This window comes from Acinetobacter sp. Leaf130 (genome assembly GCF_001423205.1).
In the GTDB taxonomy this organism is placed as follows: domain Bacteria; phylum Pseudomonadota; class Gammaproteobacteria; order Pseudomonadales; family Moraxellaceae; genus Acinetobacter; species Acinetobacter calcoaceticus.
This window is the reverse complement of the sequence record NZ_LMOE01000006.1, coordinates 112,793-130,041: the sequence shown is the minus strand read 5'-3', so window position 1 is coordinate 130,041 and position 17,249 is coordinate 112,793. Positions and strand designations below refer to the sequence as shown.

General features: G+C 40.5%; 19 protein-coding genes. All 19 read left to right on the top strand.

Annotated elements, in window-relative coordinates:
- The first annotated feature begins 97 nt into the window (after positions 1-97).
- Positions 98-298 (top strand): Fe-S cluster assembly protein IscX, encoded by a 201-nt coding sequence (gene iscX, locus ASF86_RS13655; RefSeq protein ID WP_003654869.1) that lies wholly within the window; start codon positions 98-100, stop codon positions 296-298.
- Positions 299-411: 113 nt separating this feature from the next.
- Entirely contained in the window at positions 412-843 is a 432-nt protein-coding gene (gene ndk / locus ASF86_RS13650) for a nucleoside-diphosphate kinase (protein WP_003654870.1), read from the top strand.
- A gap of 123 nt (positions 844-966) precedes the next feature.
- Positions 967-2,202, top strand: coding sequence for a 23S rRNA (adenine(2503)-C(2))-methyltransferase RlmN (gene rlmN / locus ASF86_RS13645; RefSeq protein WP_056482895.1), 1,236 nt, complete (start codon positions 967-969; stop codon positions 2,200-2,202).
- A 14-nt stretch (positions 2,203-2,216) separates the two neighbouring features.
- Entirely contained in the window at positions 2,217-3,017 is an 801-nt protein-coding gene (pilW, locus tag ASF86_RS13640) for a type IV pilus biogenesis/stability protein PilW (RefSeq protein ID WP_201784119.1), read from the top strand.
- Positions 3,008-3,799, top strand: a complete 792-nt coding sequence (locus tag ASF86_RS13635; protein ID WP_056482889.1) for a helix-turn-helix domain-containing protein — start codon at positions 3,008-3,010, stop codon at positions 3,797-3,799. The genes pilW and ASF86_RS13635 overlap by 10 nt, the downstream gene beginning before the upstream one ends.
- Before the next feature lie 21 nt (positions 3,800-3,820).
- A complete protein-coding gene (gene ispG, locus ASF86_RS13630; protein WP_004641112.1) occupies positions 3,821-4,936 on the top strand; it encodes a flavodoxin-dependent (E)-4-hydroxy-3-methylbut-2-enyl-diphosphate synthase in 1,116 nt (371 codons plus the stop codon).
- A complete protein-coding gene (gene hisS / locus ASF86_RS13625; RefSeq protein WP_056482886.1) occupies positions 4,933-6,225 on the top strand; it encodes a histidine--tRNA ligase in 1,293 nt (430 codons plus the stop codon). Before ispG ends, hisS begins: the two co-directional genes overlap by 4 nt.
- Before the next feature lie 28 nt (positions 6,226-6,253).
- Complete coding sequence (locus tag ASF86_RS13620) at positions 6,254-6,952, top strand: YfgM family protein (protein WP_056482882.1); 699 nt, start codon at positions 6,254-6,256, stop codon at positions 6,950-6,952.
- Complete coding sequence (gene bamB / locus ASF86_RS13615; protein WP_056482879.1) at positions 6,952-8,097, top strand: outer membrane protein assembly factor BamB; 1,146 nt, start codon at positions 6,952-6,954, stop codon at positions 8,095-8,097. Before ASF86_RS13620 ends, bamB begins: the two co-directional genes overlap by 1 nt.
- Before the next feature lie 187 nt (positions 8,098-8,284).
- Complete coding sequence (gene der / locus ASF86_RS13610; RefSeq protein ID WP_005036930.1) at positions 8,285-9,694, top strand: ribosome biogenesis GTPase Der; 1,410 nt, start codon at positions 8,285-8,287, stop codon at positions 9,692-9,694.
- Positions 9,695-9,890: 196 nt separating this feature from the next.
- A complete protein-coding gene (locus ASF86_RS13605; RefSeq protein WP_056482876.1) occupies positions 9,891-10,505 on the top strand; it encodes a beta-ketoacyl synthase chain length factor in 615 nt (204 codons plus the stop codon).
- Positions 10,490-11,293: a lysophospholipid acyltransferase family protein gene (locus tag ASF86_RS13600; RefSeq protein ID WP_081407708.1), complete on the top strand. Its 804-nt coding sequence runs from the start codon at positions 10,490-10,492 to the stop codon at positions 11,291-11,293. Before ASF86_RS13605 ends, ASF86_RS13600 begins: the two co-directional genes overlap by 16 nt.
- Before the next feature lies 1 nt (position 11,294).
- Entirely contained in the window at positions 11,295-11,555 is a 261-nt protein-coding gene (locus ASF86_RS13595; RefSeq protein WP_000067033.1) for a phosphopantetheine-binding protein, read from the top strand.
- Between the two features lie 5 nt (positions 11,556-11,560).
- Positions 11,561-11,815: an acyl carrier protein gene (locus ASF86_RS13590; RefSeq protein ID WP_080592314.1), complete on the top strand. Its 255-nt coding sequence runs from the start codon at positions 11,561-11,563 to the stop codon at positions 11,813-11,815.
- Positions 11,812-12,366 (top strand): Clp protease, encoded by a 555-nt coding sequence (locus tag ASF86_RS13585; protein ID WP_045435008.1) that lies wholly within the window; start codon positions 11,812-11,814, stop codon positions 12,364-12,366. The genes ASF86_RS13590 and ASF86_RS13585 overlap by 4 nt, the downstream gene beginning before the upstream one ends.
- A gap of 9 nt (positions 12,367-12,375) precedes the next feature.
- The gene (locus ASF86_RS13580; protein ID WP_056482870.1) at positions 12,376-14,034 is read left to right on the top strand and encodes an AMP-binding protein; all 1,659 of its coding nucleotides are present in this window, start codon (positions 12,376-12,378) and stop codon (positions 14,032-14,034) included.
- A gap of 2 nt (positions 14,035-14,036) precedes the next feature.
- The gene (locus ASF86_RS13575) at positions 14,037-14,777 is read left to right on the top strand and encodes a glycosyltransferase family 2 protein (protein ID WP_056482867.1); all 741 of its coding nucleotides are present in this window, start codon (positions 14,037-14,039) and stop codon (positions 14,775-14,777) included.
- A gap of 2 nt (positions 14,778-14,779) precedes the next feature.
- Positions 14,780-15,706, top strand: a complete 927-nt coding sequence (locus ASF86_RS13570; protein ID WP_056482864.1) for an acyltransferase — start codon at positions 14,780-14,782, stop codon at positions 15,704-15,706.
- Between the two features lies 1 nt (position 15,707).
- Positions 15,708-17,243 carry an HAL/PAL/TAL family ammonia-lyase gene (locus ASF86_RS13565; RefSeq protein WP_056482862.1) on the top strand — a complete coding sequence of 512 codons (1,536 nt, stop codon included), beginning with the start codon at positions 15,708-15,710 and terminating at the stop codon, positions 17,241-17,243.
- Positions 17,244-17,249: the final 6 nt, after the last annotated feature.

The following is a 17,249-nucleotide window of genomic DNA, read 5'->3' as shown; positions in this document are numbered from 1 at the left end:
ATCGTTAATTTTTATCAGCTTAAGCTAACGATTAGGTTTGTGGATTTGCTAAAGTACACAGTTCTTGATTTAGCAGATTAAACAGATAGGAGCCGCTATGGGCTTACGTTGGACAGATACGATTGATATTGCCATTGAATTGTCAGAAGCACATCCAGAAGTTGATCCGCAATGGATTCGTTTTACCGATTTACATGCATGGGTATGTGCTTTACCAGATTTTAATGATGACCCCAATAAATCGACAGAAGGTTTGCTAGAAGGGATCCAAATGGCCTGGATAGACGAAGTTCGCTAAAAACAGTAGAAAAAATCGCAACTTTTACACATACAAAGCTGATTATTGCCTATGACATCGGTATAATGCGGCAAATTTTTTAAAGTTTAAATCTTAAAATAAAGGAGCCACTCATGGCTATTGAACGTACTTTGTCTATCGTAAAACCTGATGCAGTGTCTAAAAACCACATCGGTGATATTTTTGCTCGTTTTGAAAAAGCGGGTTTAAAAATTGTTGCGACTAAAATGAAACACCTTTCTCAAGCTGATGCTGAAGGTTTCTATGCTGAGCATAAAGAACGTGGTTTCTTTGGTGACTTAGTTGCATTCATGACTTCTGGTCCAGTTGTAGTATCTGTTCTTGAAGGCGAAAATGCAGTTCTTGCACACCGTGAAATCTTAGGCGCTACAAACCCTAAAGAAGCAGCTCCTGGCACTATCCGTGCTGACTTTGCTGTAAGCATCGATGAAAACGCTGCTCACGGTTCTGACTCAGTTGCTTCTGCAGAGCGTGAAATTGCTTACTTCTTTGCTGACAACGAGATCTGCCCACGCACTCGTTAATCGAAAGCATTCAAACCAGATAAGTGGTATACTACTTATCTGGTTTTTTTATTCTCTCAAGAGAATATTGTTTGATTCTTGAACAATATCTTCAGTTTTTTGACATGGTTTAGGTAAATACACATGAGTTCTGCAGAGGTCATTTCATCTGAAAATCTTGATGGACAGCAGCAATCTTCGTCCACGCTGGTAATTCCTGCTGCCGAAAATAAAGTGAATTTACTCGGCATGTCTCGTACTGAATTAGAAAAATTCTTTGAAGACATTGGTGAGAAAAAGTTTCGTGCTGGACAAGTCATGAAATGGATTCATCAATACTTCATTACTGATTTTGCTGAAATGACCAATATTTCAGGCAAATTACGTGAGAAGCTTGAACAGATTTGTGAAATCAAGGCGCCTGAAGTTGTTCACCGTCATTATTCAAAAGATGGCACACGTAAATGGGTTTTTCGTGTGGGTGATGGTGCAGGGTCTTTGGTTGAAACTGTATTAATTCCTGCTGAAGATAAAACAGGCTTGCGCAAAACTTTGTGTATTTCGTCACAAGTGGGTTGTGCATTGGACTGTTCATTTTGTTCAACAGGTAAACAAGGTTTCCAACGTGATTTAACGCCAGATGAAATTATTGGACAACTCTGGATGGCAAACTATTCTTATATGGAAGAAGTGCCTGTTGCCGAGCGCGAGCGTTCAGTGACTAATGTTGTGATGATGGGTATGGGGGAGCCATTGCTCAACTATGATGCCGTATTAAGCTCCATGCAGATTATGCTTGATGACTTTGCCTATGGCATGTCTAAGCGCCGTGTGACTTTATCAACATCAGGTGTTGTACCAAAAATTGACCAACTTGCAAAAGATATTGATGTTGCTTTAGCAATTTCTTTACATGCGCCAAACGATGAATTGCGTAACGAATTAGTGCCAATTAATAAAAAATATCCATTGGCTCAGCTAATTGCAGCATGTCAGCGTTATATTGCCAAAGATGGTAATGAAAGTACGCGTAAACATGTGACCATTGAATATGTGATGTTAGAGGGCGTAAATGATCAGCCTGAACATGCACAGCAAATGATTAAATTATTAAAAAATTTACCAAGTAAAATTAATTTAATTCCATTTAATCCGTTCCCGCATGCACCATATGGTCGCTCAAGCCGAAATCGAATTATCTCGTTCCAAAAAACTTTGTCTGATGCTGGATTTGTGTGTACGATTCGTCAAACACGTGGTGATGATATTGATGCTGCATGTGGACAGTTAGTCGGTCAAGTGGCTGATAGAACTCGTCGTGCTGAACAGTGGCAGAAAAAAGTCACACAGCGTCAAGAGATTTTGCGGACACAAGGATAAATTGAGGGCAGGCTTTGAGTACTCCAAAGTTAAAAACGGTATTTTGTATGGGGGTTGCAGTTGCGCTTTTGGCAAGTGGTTGCCAGACAACGCATACGCAAAAAAAAGACCCAGAAAAAGCGGTAAAGGTGCGTACACAACTTGCTGCTGAACATATCCGTTCAGGTGACTTGGATTCGGCAAAGCGAGCTCTTGATCAAGCTTTAAGTGTAGATAGCCGTGATGCAACGGCAAATATGATGATGGGTATTTTACTACAACAAGAAGGTAGTAAGCCGAACTTAGAAAAAGCAGAACATTATTTTAAACGAGCAATTTCATCTGAACCAGATAATGCTCAAGCACATAATAACTATGGTACTTATTTATACCAAATGGAACGCTATAATGATGCGATCGAGCAATTTCGTATTGCTGGCACAACATTAGGGTATGACCAACGCTATCAGGCGTTAGAAAATCTGGGGCGTATTTATTTAAAATTGGGTGATGTTGCGAATGCTGAAAAAACATTCAAGCAATCACTCCTTGCTAACCGCGACTCTTATATTTCAATGTTAGAGTTAGCGGAAATTTTTTATTTGCAGCAGCAGATTCCGGCTGCTACACAAATGTATGAGCAATATGCTCGTAAAGTGGGGCAGAAAAATCAGGGTGCAAGAGCACTTTGGATTGGTGTAAGAGTGGCTCGAGCCAATGCGGATAAAATGGGAATGCAAGTGTTAGTAAACCAATTACGTGCCTTGTTCCCAGAAAGTCCAGAATATCAACGTTATTTGCAATTACAGTATAGTACTGAGGCCGTATGGAAATAAATCCTAATTCACAGCAGCCAACTGGCTCAAGCTTACCGACTTCTGCTTTAGGAAATATTCAACGTCCTGGTGAGTATTTACGTCAAATTCGAGTTGCTCAGAATAAAGAGTTAGGGCAAGTTTCTTCAGATCTAAACATGCCGGTTAAAACTCTAACCGCTTTAGAGCAAGATGATTATAAGTCATTGCCAGAAGCGACTTTTATCAAGGGTTATTACCGTTCATATGCAAAATATCTAAATACAGATGCGACGGCAATTATTCAGCGCTTTGATGAGATTTATGCAAATGATACCGGGCTTTTACCGAACCATGCTTTAAATAACTCACCAATTAAAATCATGGGTAAACTCCCTGGTTCTAATAGTGACCGTAATAAGAAATGGTTAAAGCGCGCACTTCTTGCAATTTTGGTTATTGCTGTTGTGTCATTGATTGTTATGGGTATTCAAAAATGGACTTCAAAGAAAGAAGATGCTGATTTATCTAAAGTAAATCAATCTAATGTTGAAGTTTTACCTATGAAAGGAAATGCCACTTCAACAGTGGGTGATCAATTGGTGCTAAACTTTAACCGACCAACTTCTGTTCATATTGTTGATGCAACAGGTAAAGTTTTGGCGACAGGTCGTCAGTCATCAACTTTAAATTTAAATGGTGAGTCTCCATTTCAGATTCGTCTTGATGATGCAACTGCTGTGTCATTAAGTTTAAACCAAGAACAGATTTCATTGTCTCCATATACGGTAAACGGTAAAGCTGAATTCCGTTTATCCCGCTAATACCATGAGTTGAGCGATACAATGATAGAGAACCCAATTAAACGTCGACCAACACGTAAAATCCGTGTTGGGTCGGTGTATGTCGGTGGCGATGCACCTATTAGCGTGCAAAGTATGACAAACACTGAAACTTGCGATGTTGATGCAACCGTTGCTCAGATTGAACGTTGCGCTGAAGCAGGTGCTGATATTATGCGTGTTTCGGTCCCATCTATGGAGGCTGCTGAAGCATTTGGCGCAATTCGTAAGCGCGTTTCAGTACCATTAGTTGCCGATATTCATTTTGACCATAGAATTGCCTTAGCAGTTGCAGATTATGGTGCAGACTGTTTACGCATTAATCCAGGGAATATCGGGTCCGACCAGAAAGTTCGTGAAGTCGTTGCTGCTGCACGTCATCATGGCATTTCAATGCGTATTGGTGTCAATGGTGGTTCTCTAGAAAAAGATTTACAAAAAAAATATGGCGAGCCTACAGGCGAAGCATTGCTTGAGTCTGCATTACGCCATATTGATATTTTAGATCGACTCAATTTCCATGAATTTAAAGTCAGTGTAAAAGCATCTAATGTATTTTTAACCATGGATGCTTATCGTTTACTTTCAAAACAAATCGATAATCCCTTACATCTTGGTGTAACTGAAGCGGGTATTTACCGTACCGGTACTGTGAAATCAGCGATTGCCCTTGGCGGATTATTGATGGAAGGTATTGGCGATACGATGCGTATTTCGCTTGCTGCCGAACCAGAAGATGAAATCAAGATTGGTTTTGATATCTTAAAATCATTGGGACTTCGCTCTAACGGGATTAACTTTATTGCTTGTCCGAGTTGTTCACGCCAAGAATTTAATGTTATTCAAGTGATGCAAGCTTTGGAGGAGCGTTTAGAAGATATTCGTACTCCAATGGATGTGTCAGTGATTGGTTGTAAGGTAAATGGCCCGGGTGAAGCAAAAGAAGCCGATATCGGGGTTGTTGGGGCGGCGCCTCGCTCACTGGTTTATCGTAATGGTGAGAAAAGCCATTTAATCGATACCGATCAATTGGTTGATGAAATCGAAACTATGGTTCGTCAACGTGTCCAAGAGCTTGAAGAAGCTAAATCTAAAGAAATTATTCGTAGTTCATCATGAGTTCAATAGTCGCAATCAAAGGTTTTAATGACGTCCTGCCAACGCAAACAGTAGCGTGGAGACGTATCGAGCAACATTTAGCGTCTTTAATGGATGCTTATGGTTATCAACAAATTCGTTTGCCGATCGTTGAACAAACGGGCTTGTTTAAACGTGCTATTGGTGATGCAACCGATATTGTTGAAAAAGAAATGTATACCTTTTTCGATAAAGGTAATCCACCTGAGTCGTTAACCTTACGTCCGGAAGGTACAGCAGGTTGTGTTCGCGCGATGCTCGAACATAACTTGTTGCGCGGTGCTACGCCACGCGTGTGGTATATGGGACCTATGTTCCGTTATGAAAAGCCACAAAAAGGACGTTACCGCCAGTTCCACCAGTTTGGTGTTGAAACTTTCGGTGTCGCAACTCCTGATATTGAAGCTGAAGTTATTTTGATGACAGCTCGGTTATGGAAGCGTATGGGCGTTGATCACATGGTTCAACTTGAGTTGAATACTTTAGGTGAAAAAGATGAACGTACAGAATACCGTAATGCTTTAGTTGCGTTCTTAAATGAACATAAAGAAGCTTTGGATGAAGATTCACAGCGCCGTTTAACGACTAACCCATTACGTATTTTAGATTCTAAAATTGAATCTACTCAGAAAATTCTGGAAAATGCGCCGAAATTATATGACTTTTTAAAAGAAGACAGTTTAAGTCACTTCCAACAATTGCAAGATTATTTGACAGCTGCGGGCGTTAAATTTGTAATTAACCAAAAATTGGTACGTGGTCTAGATTATTACAACAAGACCGTTTTTGAATGGACAACAACTGCACTTGGTTCGCAAGGTACTGTGTGTGGAGGTGGTCGTTATGATGGTCTGGTTGGTCAGCTAAAAGGTAAACCAGATCAATCTGTACCTGCTGTTGGCTTTGGCATGGGTATGGAGCGTTTATTGCTTCTAGTTGAGCAAGTTGAACAGGTCGAAGTTATTCGTGATTGTGAAGTCTTCTTGGTTGCAGAACCTGCTTATCAAACTAAAGCTTTGATTTTAGCGGAACAATTACGTGACCAGTTAGAAGCTGCAAATAGCAGTATTCGAATCAAAACAGGTTCTCAAGGCAGCATGAAAAGCCAGATGAAAAAAGCTGATCAGGCTGGAGCAATCTTTGCTTTGATTTTAGGGGAACGAGAGTGGGATGCACAGCAGCTTGCAGTAAAAGAACTAGCAACAGCTGAACAGTCACAAGTAGCAATTGCTGACCTCGTACCATTTTTAATCCAAAAATTTACAAAATAAACTGAAACATCTGGAAAAGGACAATCACATGAGCGTAAGTGATGAAGAACAATTCGACAGCTTAAAGTCGTTCGCCAAAAAATATGGTTCTGCCATGATTAGCGGAATTCTCATTGCGTTGATTGCCTTTTTTGGGTGGACATACTGGCAAAAAAAGAATCTGGCAACTAGCCAAGTAGAAACTGCAAAAGTACAGCAGTTAATGGATGAGACAAATGCAAGTGCCGATAATCCTAATGCCTTAAGTTCGGTAACTGCATCGGCAGATAAAATTGTAAAAGATGATATCGACTCTGTTCAGGCAATACAGACTCAGTTTGTATTAGCAAAATTAGCCTATGAAAAACAGGACTATGCTGCTGCCGAAAAAGCATTAAAGAAAGTTGAAAATTCAAAAGTAAAAGATGAAGGTTTGATTCAGGTTGTAAAATTGCGTTTAGCAGATGCACAATTAGCGCAAAACAAATATGATGAAGCACTAAAAACCTTGTCTGGTAACGTCGATCCAGCATTTAAAGCAACGGTAGAAGAGTTACGTGGTGATATCTTTGTTGCTAAGAAAGATGTTGATTCTGCTAAAAAAGCGTATCAGGCAGCCTGGAATTCGTTACTAGAACGTAAACAAGAGCGACAAATTTTACAAATTAAACTCGAAAGTGTTGGCGTTTTAGTTGAAGATCCACAGATTGAGCGCCCAATTTTGGAAACACAGGTGGAAGAGTCTTAATGAATCAGAAATTCAAACTGCCTTTGGCAATTGCAATCGCATCGGCTGTACTGGTGGGATGTTCGAGTAATAAAGTAAAAGAAGTTAAACCTAATCCTCTACCGAAATTGACCGAGTCGAAAAAGACTTTAACGCCAGTGTTTTCGCGTAGTGTTTCTTCTACTGATAAGGCTGATCCATTACGTTTGCAACTTGATGCAAGCGATGGTGTGGTTTTCACGCTTGATCCAAAAGGCGAAGTAGCTGCATATCGTGGTAAACAACGCATTTGGGAGAAGAAAGTCAGCAAATTAGGCTTGAGCTCGGGTGTTGAAGCTGCTGAAGGAATTGTTGTTGTTGGTAATAGTAAAGGGCAACTCTTTGCACTAGATCAGGCAACAGGCGAACAGAAGTGGACTGCACAGTTATCTGGCGCATTGTTAAGCCCGTCATTGGTTCAATCTGGACGCGTTATTACCATTGCAAATGATGGTACTGTATTTGCGCATGATGCTACTTCGGGCCAACAAGTTTGGGCTTATAAATTACCAAATGTCCAATTTAGTTTGCGTGGTCAGGCATCACCGGTGAGCCTTGATCCTCGTACTGTATTAATTGCATCTGCGAATGCGTATGTTTATGCAATTGATACGATTAGTGGTATTCCACGTTTCCAACGTCGTGTTGCAGTAAGCGAAGGTCGTTCTGATATTCAACGTTTAATTGATATCGATGGTGATCCTACTGTAGCTGGACAGTTTATGGTAACGACCAGTTTCCAAGGTCAAGTAACTGTAACCGATCTTGCTTCTCAACGTGTAGTTTGGAGTGAAGATTCGAGCAGTATTAAACGTCCAGAAGTTTATGACAACAAAGTATTTGTCTCTTCAGCAGATGGTAAGTTAACAGCTTACGATTTGGCGTCTGGCGAAAAAATCTGGGAAAATGATAGTTTGTTAAACCGTCATTTAAGTAATCCGGTTGTGCTAGGACAAGATCTTGTTGTAGGTGATTTAGATGGCGTATTACATCTTGTTGAACCAACAACAGGTAAATTAATTGGTCGTTCAAAAACAAGTGGTGAAGTTAATACATTACGTGTTATCGAGAACCAACTTTATGTTTCGACCAGAAAAGGTGATTTAAGTATTTGGCAGAATCGTTAATTTCGTTCGCTTGTGCTAAAATAAGCGCTTAACAAATTACGCTGTTAAAAATATCGGGGTGTTTGAATTAAATCAGTTCAAAGCCCCGTCTTTTATTATGGTCATCTCTGACCTTAAAATATATCTCCTGTACTGTTTTTAATGCTCATGCCATGAGATATGGCTGGTCTTGAATTAAGGTTATTGTATGAAACCCGTTATTGCGCTCATTGGTCGTCCGAATGTCGGAAAATCAACGTTATTTAACCAGATTACCAAGAGTCGTGATGCACTTGTAGCCGACTTCGCGGGCCTGACTCGTGACCGTAAATATGGTGATGCGACTTATCAGAATAAGTCTTTCATTGTTGTTGATACTGGCGGTATTGGTGAAAATGAAGGCGGTATTGATAACTACATGGCCGAGCAGTCAAAAACAGCCATCAATGAAGCAGATATCATTATCTTTGTGGTTGATGCGCGTGCTGGCTTATTGGCTTCGGACGAACAAATTGCCCGTGAACTGCGTACTTTGGGTAAAAAAGTTTACTTGGTTGCCAATAAAGTTGATGGTGTTCATGCAGAAGCTGCGTTGGTTGAATTCTACAAACTTGGTATGGGTGAACCCTTACAAGTTGCTGCAAGCCATGGACGTGGTGTACAGCAAATGCTTGAGGATGTCTTGGTAGACGTACCTGAAGATGAAAATCCAGAAGAGCATGACAAAGCAACAGGTTTGCGTTTAGCGATTATTGGTCGTCCAAATGTGGGTAAATCGACTTTGGTCAATCGATTGCTTGGCGAAGATCGTGTAGTAGCATTTGATCAACCTGGTACAACTCGCGATTCTATTTATATCCCATTTGAACGTGATGGTCGTCAGTACACATTAATTGATACAGCGGGTGTGCGTCGTAAAGGTAAAGTTGATGAAATGATTGAGAAATTCTCAATCGTGAAAACGCTACAAGCCATTAAAGATGCACATGTGATTGTGGTGGTGTTGGATGCTCGTGAAGGTGTAGTTGAACAAGATTTACATTTGATTGGTTATGCACTTGAAGCTGGTCGTGCCATGGTGATCGCCATTAACAAATGGGACAACATGACCGAATACGATCGTAAACAGTGTAAATTGGATGTTGATCGCCGTTTTGACTTTATTCCTTGGGCGAAAGTCCATTTAATCTCGGCATTGCATGGCACTGGCGTAGGGGAAATGTACCCAACCATCCATCGTGCTTATGATTCATCGCACTTAAAAGTTTCTCCTGCGAAATTAACCCAAATCTTAAATGATGCGACTGAAGCGCATCAACCACCAATGATTGGTGGTAAGCGTATAAAAATGCGTTATGCACATATGGGTGGACAAAATCCACCAACGATCGTAATTCACGGTAATAAGGTCGACAAAACCCCAGCGGATTATCGTCGTTACCTTGAGAATGTGTTCCGCAAAGTTTACAAACTGGAAGGAACGCCAGTGCGTGTCGATTTTAAAACGTCGGAAAACCCATTTGAAGGACGTAAGTCACAAGTGGATGAGCGCGTTGCGGCACGTAAACGTCGTTATGTACAGAAATTCAAAAAAGCTGAGAAAAAGTTTAAACGTTAAGCTTTTTAAAGTTCAAAAACCCAAAGTCTTCTTTGGGTTTTTTATTGCAAATAAATGAGCATGTGCCAAGAGTTATGAAAAAGTGTGAATGATAAACGTAATTTTTTGTAAATTTCATAACGAATGCTATAATCAGCATCTTTATAAAATAATTTATATTTCCACAGAATAATGCTGCTTAGGGTTCACTTTTAGCATGGTAACATTACATCTTGCTCAGCTCACATTTACACATGCTCAGCCCTCATATACAGCCCTTGACTGTATTCCAGCTATGCAGCGTAGACGGTTATCGCCATTAGCTAAACTTGCTTTAAATAGTGCACTTGGTGCATTAGATGGCAGTAAAGCTGATTATATAGTTTGGGTATCACGATATGGTGACGAGTCTAAAACGTTGAATATTTTGCAAGATGTTTTAAGTGAGCAAACTCCATCACCTACACAATTCTCAACGTCTGTTCATAATGCAATTTCTGGGCTTTATTCTATTTTATGCCAGGATGACACGCCATCTACCAGCTTAAGCTGTTCATGGACTGAAAGTTTGATTGAGGCCTATGCTCTTTTAAAGTCAATGAAAGATATCCAGCGGGTATTGGTCGTTGCCTATGATGAACCCTTACCCCAAATTTATGCTGAGGCGGTCGATTTCCCTGCCTATGCGATGGCTGCTGTCGTTACTTTAGAGCAACCTAATTTACAAATTACTGCATGGACGCATACAGATGAAGCAGATGGTCCTACTTTTGCTCATTTTTGGCAGGATGCTGACCAGTTAATATCTGCATTTGGGTGGAACAAATGCTAAATCTTAAAAATCTGAAACAAAAGGGTAATTATTGCTGGCGTGTAGCTGCAACTGGTTTTAGTTTTGCTAGTTTCGGGCTGGGTGGTATGGCAATTGCCACCGTCATTGCACCCGTGCTGAATGTCACAACCTCTGATTCTGAAAAGCGCCAGCAGCGTGCACAAAATGTGATTAAGTATAGCTTTAAAGGCTTTACCGAAATGATGGTTAAACTGGGCATCATGACTTATTCGGTAGACGGTTTGGAAAAGCTACAGAATAGTCGCCAAGAACTAGTCATTGCCAATCATCCGAGTTTGATTGATGTTGTAGTACTAATTGGTATGATGCAGCAGGCTAATTGTGTGGTGAAGCAGTCTCTTTGGTCGAACCCCTTTACCAAAGGACCTGTACAAAGCGCGGGTTATATTTTGAACGCAGGATCTCAGCAATTTGTTGAAGACTGCGTGACGCGTCTGAAAGAAAATAATGCAGCTTCTCTTTTAATTTTTCCGGAAGGAACGCGTACTGAAAAAGGGATGACCCTAAACGAATTTCAGCGCGGTGCAGCCAACATTGCCATTCGTGCAAATGTACCAATTCGCCCAGTAGTTATTACCTGTACACCATCGACATTAACCAAGAATGAAAAATGGTACCACGTACCATCTCGACCATTTCATATCGAAGTGAAAGTACTCGATGCTGTACAAGTTTCAGATTTGTTAGATGATTTAACAGTAGGACCTAAACAAGTTCGTCAGTTAAGTCGTAGTTTTTATAAAATTTTTGATGAAGAGTTATCGTGAAATGAGCAATCTTGCTGATGAACTAAAGCAAATGATTATTGATGTTTTGGCACTAGAAGATATCACTATTGCAGATATTGATACAGAAGCTCCATTATTTGGAGAAGGTTTAGGATTAGACTCGATTGATGCACTGGAGTTGGGACTAGCTTTGAAAAAGCGTTACAACATTCATTTAAATGCAGAGTCGGATGAAACCAAACAGCATTTTAAATCAATCCAAAGTTTAGTTGCTTTAGTTGAAGCACAGCAGAAGTCATAAGGAGTGTGATGATGTTATCTCAAGAGCAAGTATTAACTAAACTCCGCGAATGGATGGAAGATTTGTTTGAAATTGAACCTGAGTCTGTTCAACTCGATTCAAACTTATATTCAGATCTTGATGTAGACAGTATTGATGCAGTTGATTTAGTTGTAAAAATTAAAGAGTTAACGGGTAAGCAAGTAAAACCTGAAGATTTTAAAAATGTGCGAACCGTACTTGATGTTGTGACGGTTATTCGGAATATGACTGCTGAATGAAGCTCGTGATTAAAGGGATGATTACAGCACTTTTTGTGTTGTATCCCTTTATTGTGGGTTGGAGTTTGACACACGGTCAATTTGTTTGGGTGAGTATGTTACTCATCGGATTAGGTGTGGTCAGACTTTTTAGTAAAGGCAACTCATTATTATGGCCTTTAACTGGTTTTGCCATTGTTTGTGGCAGTCTTAGCTTGCTGTCACATAATCATGCTTGGTTAAAGTTATATCCGGTTGGCATGAGTTTGGGTGCATTGGTTATTTTTGCACTGACACTGATAAAACCACCGTCTATGATTGAACGCTTTGCCCGACTCGTTGAACCTGATTTACCTCCTTCTGGTGTGCAGTGGACCAGACAGGTGACTAAGGTATGGTGCATTTTCTTTTTCTGTAATGCATTGATTGCTTTAAGCACCGTACTTTTTACATCGACTCAGGTTTGGGTCATTTATAATGGCTTTATTTCGTATGTACTAATGGGCATTTTGTTCGTTGGTGAATTTATTTTGCGTAAGCGACATCAGCGTTTACATTCTACAAATCATTAATTAAAAATTATGCACTGTCATTTTCAAAAATTTATCGATTCAGCTCATCCACTTTGTATAGATGCTGCTCTACATTCGACCAGTTTTACTCAATTTTGGCAGGATGTTGCTTTGCAAGCTGCTGCAATTGCTCAAATGGAAAATTTAACTTGGGCATTATGGGAAGCAGACAGCTATGAATTTCTGGTTTTATTATTTGCCGCTTTGTTAGCGGAAAAACAGGTACTTTTACCACCAAATCGAGTACGCGAATTAGAGCAAGATTTCGCAGCGCAGCAGATTTATTTTTTAAAGCGCCAAGATGTTGAAAAAGTTATTCCTTTATCTTTAACCTTAGATGATGCTTTTCTAGAACATGCGCAACTCTATTTTTATACATCAGGTTCAACGGGGGAACCTAAAAAAATCCCAAGAACATTAAAACAATTACTCAACGAAGTTCAAGGATTAAGCCAGAGCTTTACTTTCGATGAGCATGCAATTGCGATCGCAACGGTCAGTCATCAGCATATTTATGGATTATTATTTAAATTATTGCTACCACTAGCGGCGGGTCGAAGTTTTTATTCCCCTCAAATGGCATTTCCTGAAGATGTAGTACAGGCTCAAAAACAATTAGAAATGTTGGGATTAAGCAATTATTTGATCTCAAGTCCTGCATTATTAAAACGTTGGACAACCGATGTCGTTTTGCAACACTGTCAAATGGTCTTTAGTTCTGGTGGCAAGCTAGAAAGTGGTGTTCGCCCTTTTTTAAACCGTCCGATTATTGAAGTTTTGGGAAGTTCAGAAACTGGTGGTATTGCCCATCGTGCTAAAGATGAAGATGCTTGGACTGCTTTTAGTAATGTGGCTATTCGTATTGAAGACCAACAGCTTATGGTCAAGAGTAATCATGCCTTTGAGGATGATTGGATTACCACAGGTGATGGTGCAGCATGGTCAGATGCAACGTGTCAGACTTTTAAGCTGATGGGGCGTACAGATCGAATTATTAAACTTGAAGAAAAGCGTCTGAGTCTAGATGCGACCGAGCAAAGCATTCAAGTTTTAGATGCAGTACAGCAATGTCATGTACTGGTACTTGAACATGAGCATCGTCAAATATTGGGATGTATTGTTGTTTTAAAAGAAGATGCACGGGAACAGTTACAGCAACTAGGTAAGTCGGCTTTTGTTGGTCATTTAAAACAACAGTTGAAAGACCGCTTGGAAACTATAGCGATTCCACGTCAATGGCGTTTCCTCAGTCAGCTACCGCAAAACTCGCAGTCTAAACTCAATAAAAGCTATTTGCAGACTCTATTTAAGCCTATGTTACAACCTGTGGTTTTGTCGCAGTCTCAAAGTTCAGATGACTATATTTTGAGCCTTGAGTTTCCACCAGAGTTAGCGTGTTTTAAAGGGCATTTCCCAACACAACCGATTTATCCTGGGGTCGGGCAAATAGGTTTTTTACAACATTTTGCTAAATCAATTTGGTCGGACTTAAATTGGTGTCAGGGTTATGAACAGCTAAAATTTCAAAATCTGATCCGTCCTTATGCAATTGTACAACTTAAGCTTTCTCGAAAAGAGCATAAAGTGGGTTTTGAGCTACGCGATTCAGAACAGATTTTGGCTTCTGGGCGTTTATTATTCGCTTTGCAAACGAAAGTCGAGGGTTAAAAATGCAGACCAACTATGGCTTTGTTATCCCAGTTTATAACCATCCCCATTATTTAGCTGACTTGATTGCCTATCTTGATCGCTTTCATTTGCCGATTGTATTGGTGAATGATGGGAGTGATGATGCTTGTAGCCAGATTTTACGGGCATTGGCCGATCAATATTCCCAAATTCATTTAATTGAACATGAAGTGAATAAGGGCAAAGGGCAAGCTGTGATTACAGGATTGCGTGCTGCACATGAGTTGGGTTTAAGCCATGCTTTGCAACTCGATTCTGATGGTCAACACCACTGGGATGACATTCCTAAATTTATTGAGCAGTCCCAGCAACATCCCAAAGCTATGGTGATTGGTCAGCCGTACTTTGATGAATCTATTCCTAAAAAACGGTTGTATGGTCGTTACATTACTCATTTTTGGGTGTGGCTTAATAGTTTGTCTTTTGAAATTAAAGACAGTATGTGTGGGTTTCGCGTGTATCCGCTCGAGAGCACCATTAAAGTTTTGAACAGTGCTAAATTTCAGCCACGTATGGGCTTTGATAGCGAAATTTTGGTGCGTTTAAAATGGGAAAATACCTCATTTATTAATGTGCCGACACCTGTTGTTTATCCAGAACAAGGCATCTCCCATTTTCATGCTTGGCGAGATAACTTAGGACTGAGTAAAGCACACGCAACTTTGTTTATGGGCATGCTGATTCGCTTACCGAAGCTGTTAAAACAGAGGCTGCAAGGTTAATTATGTCAGATTCAGCTTCTCCAAAATGGAATGACATTAAAGAGCGAGGAGGCATGGTGCCCCTCATGCTTATGTTGTGGTTTTACCGTTTTGGTGGACGTTGGTTATGCAAGTTGGTGATGTACTTTGTCATTATGTGGTATTGGCTGTTTGCTGCCACAGCACGACAAGCTTCCTTAATTTATTTACAAAAACTGCATCATTTTGCTGGAACACAGTCTCCCTTTACCCACGAACCAACTTGGGCAAATAGCTATACGCATTTTATGCAATTTGGTGAATGTATTTTAGATAAGATCGAGGGCTGGCTAGGTCATATCTCAGAGCAGAATCTTGAAGTTTTTGGGCATGAAAATTTTTCTCGGCACTACCAAAAAGGGGCGCTGATTGTGGTTTCCCATTTTGGCAATATTGAATTGCTTCGGGCAATTAAGTCAGAACATCCCCAGAAAATTAACGTGCTGGTTTATCAAAAACATGCGACCAAGTTTAATGAGTTTTTGAAAAAGCTAAATGATAAGGCCGATGTTTGCTTATTGCCCGTCGATGAGTTGGGTATTGAAACTGCTATGATTTTACAAGACAAAATGCAACAGGGTGAGTGGGTGATTGTTGCTGCGGACCGTGTACCCGTGCAGTCAGATCGTGTCCAGCATATCGACTTTTTAGGGGGATCAGCAGCCTTTCCACAAGGTGCATGGATCTTGGCAAATTTACTGAAAGTACCTGTTATTGCAGTGTTTTGCTACCGTGTGCAACAACAGTTCCAAGTTCATATTCATTCAATTGCCGAGCAGGTAAATTTACCCCGCGCTAACCGTATTGAAAGTATGCAAACCATAACTAAAACGTATGTTGCCGTATTAGAACAGCATTGTCTGCGTGCCCCTTATCAATGGTTTAATTTTTATAATTTTTGGACGAAATAACATGCGTGTGTTAACCGTAGGTGAACAGCCACTGAGTATTGAAGATGTCGTTTCGGTCGCAAGAGGCGAATGTCTGGTTGCGTTACCTGAGTCATCTTCATGGCGTGACCTAATTCAAAAAGGTGCTGATTTTCTCGATCAGTTACTTGAAGAAGAAGGTGTCATTTACGGTGTAACCACGGGGTATGGTGACTCATGTTTAGTTGAAGTGCCATTACATCAGGTCAATGAACTACCGCTGCATCTTTCACGTTTTCATGGTTGTGGTTTAGGTGAAAATTTAGATGTGATCACTGCACGTGCAGTAGTGGTGACGCGTTTATGTTCGTTGGCTCGCGGTTATTCAGGTGTGTCTTTGGCATTGCTTGAACGCTTGGTTTGGTTGTTGAATGAAAATGTGATTCCAGTCATTCCATCTGAAGGTTCGGTGGGGGCAAGCGGTGATTTAACGCCGTTGTCTTACATTGCTGGAACGTTAATCGGGGAGCGTGATGTCTATATTGATGGACAAATTACCCCTGTTGCTCAGGTGTATGCTGAAAAAGGCTTGCAGCCATTAACGCTCAGACCTAAAGAAGGTTTGGCGCTTATGAACGGCACTGCCGTGATGACGGCAATTGCTTGTTTAAACTATAAAAAAGCAGAGCAGATTGCACTCGCAAGTACTTTGATTACAGCTCTAAATGTGCTGGCCTTGGAAGGTAATCCAAGTCATTTTGATGAAGTACTGTTTGCACAAAAGCCACATCCGGGGCAGCAGCAAATTGCAAAGCAATTACGTGATTGGCTTAATAGTGAAGTACAAACAGCACATCAAAGTCCGCGTTTGCAAGATCGTTATTCATTGCGCTGTGCGCCGCATATTATTGGTGTGTTTGAAGATTCAAAAGTATGGTTACGTCAGTTTATTGAAAATGAGCTGAACTCAAGTAATGATAATCCCCTGATTGATCCGGTAGGTATGCGTGTGTTGCATGGCGGGCATTTTTACGGTGGGCACATTGCACAAGCAATGGATAGCTTAAAAATTATGATTGCCAATATTGCTGACTTGATGGATAGACAGATTGCACAATTGGTCGATCATAAAATGAATCATGGTTTGCCACGTAATTTAACAGGGGCAACGGCTGAACGTTTACCACTGAATCATGGTTTTAAAGCTGTGCAAATCGGGGTGTCGGCGTGGACAGCTGAAGCCTTAAAAAACACTTTGGCAGCTTCAATTTTTTCACGTTCAACCGAATGTCATAACCAAGATAAAGTCAGTATGGGAACCATTGCAGCACGTGATGCAAGCCGTGTGATTACTTTAACCCAGCAAGTAATTGCAGCCCTCTGCTGCGCTAGTGTGCAGGCGATTCATCTGAAAGGTTTAACAGCACAGTTAAGCCCAACATTGCAGGCATTTATGCAATGGACCTTACAAAGCTTTGCATTTGTCGAAGAAGACCGACCATTACAAACCGAATTACAACAGATTGTTGATCGTTTAGACCAACTTGAATTGTTTAATCAACCAGAATTTATGGGATAAGGTGAG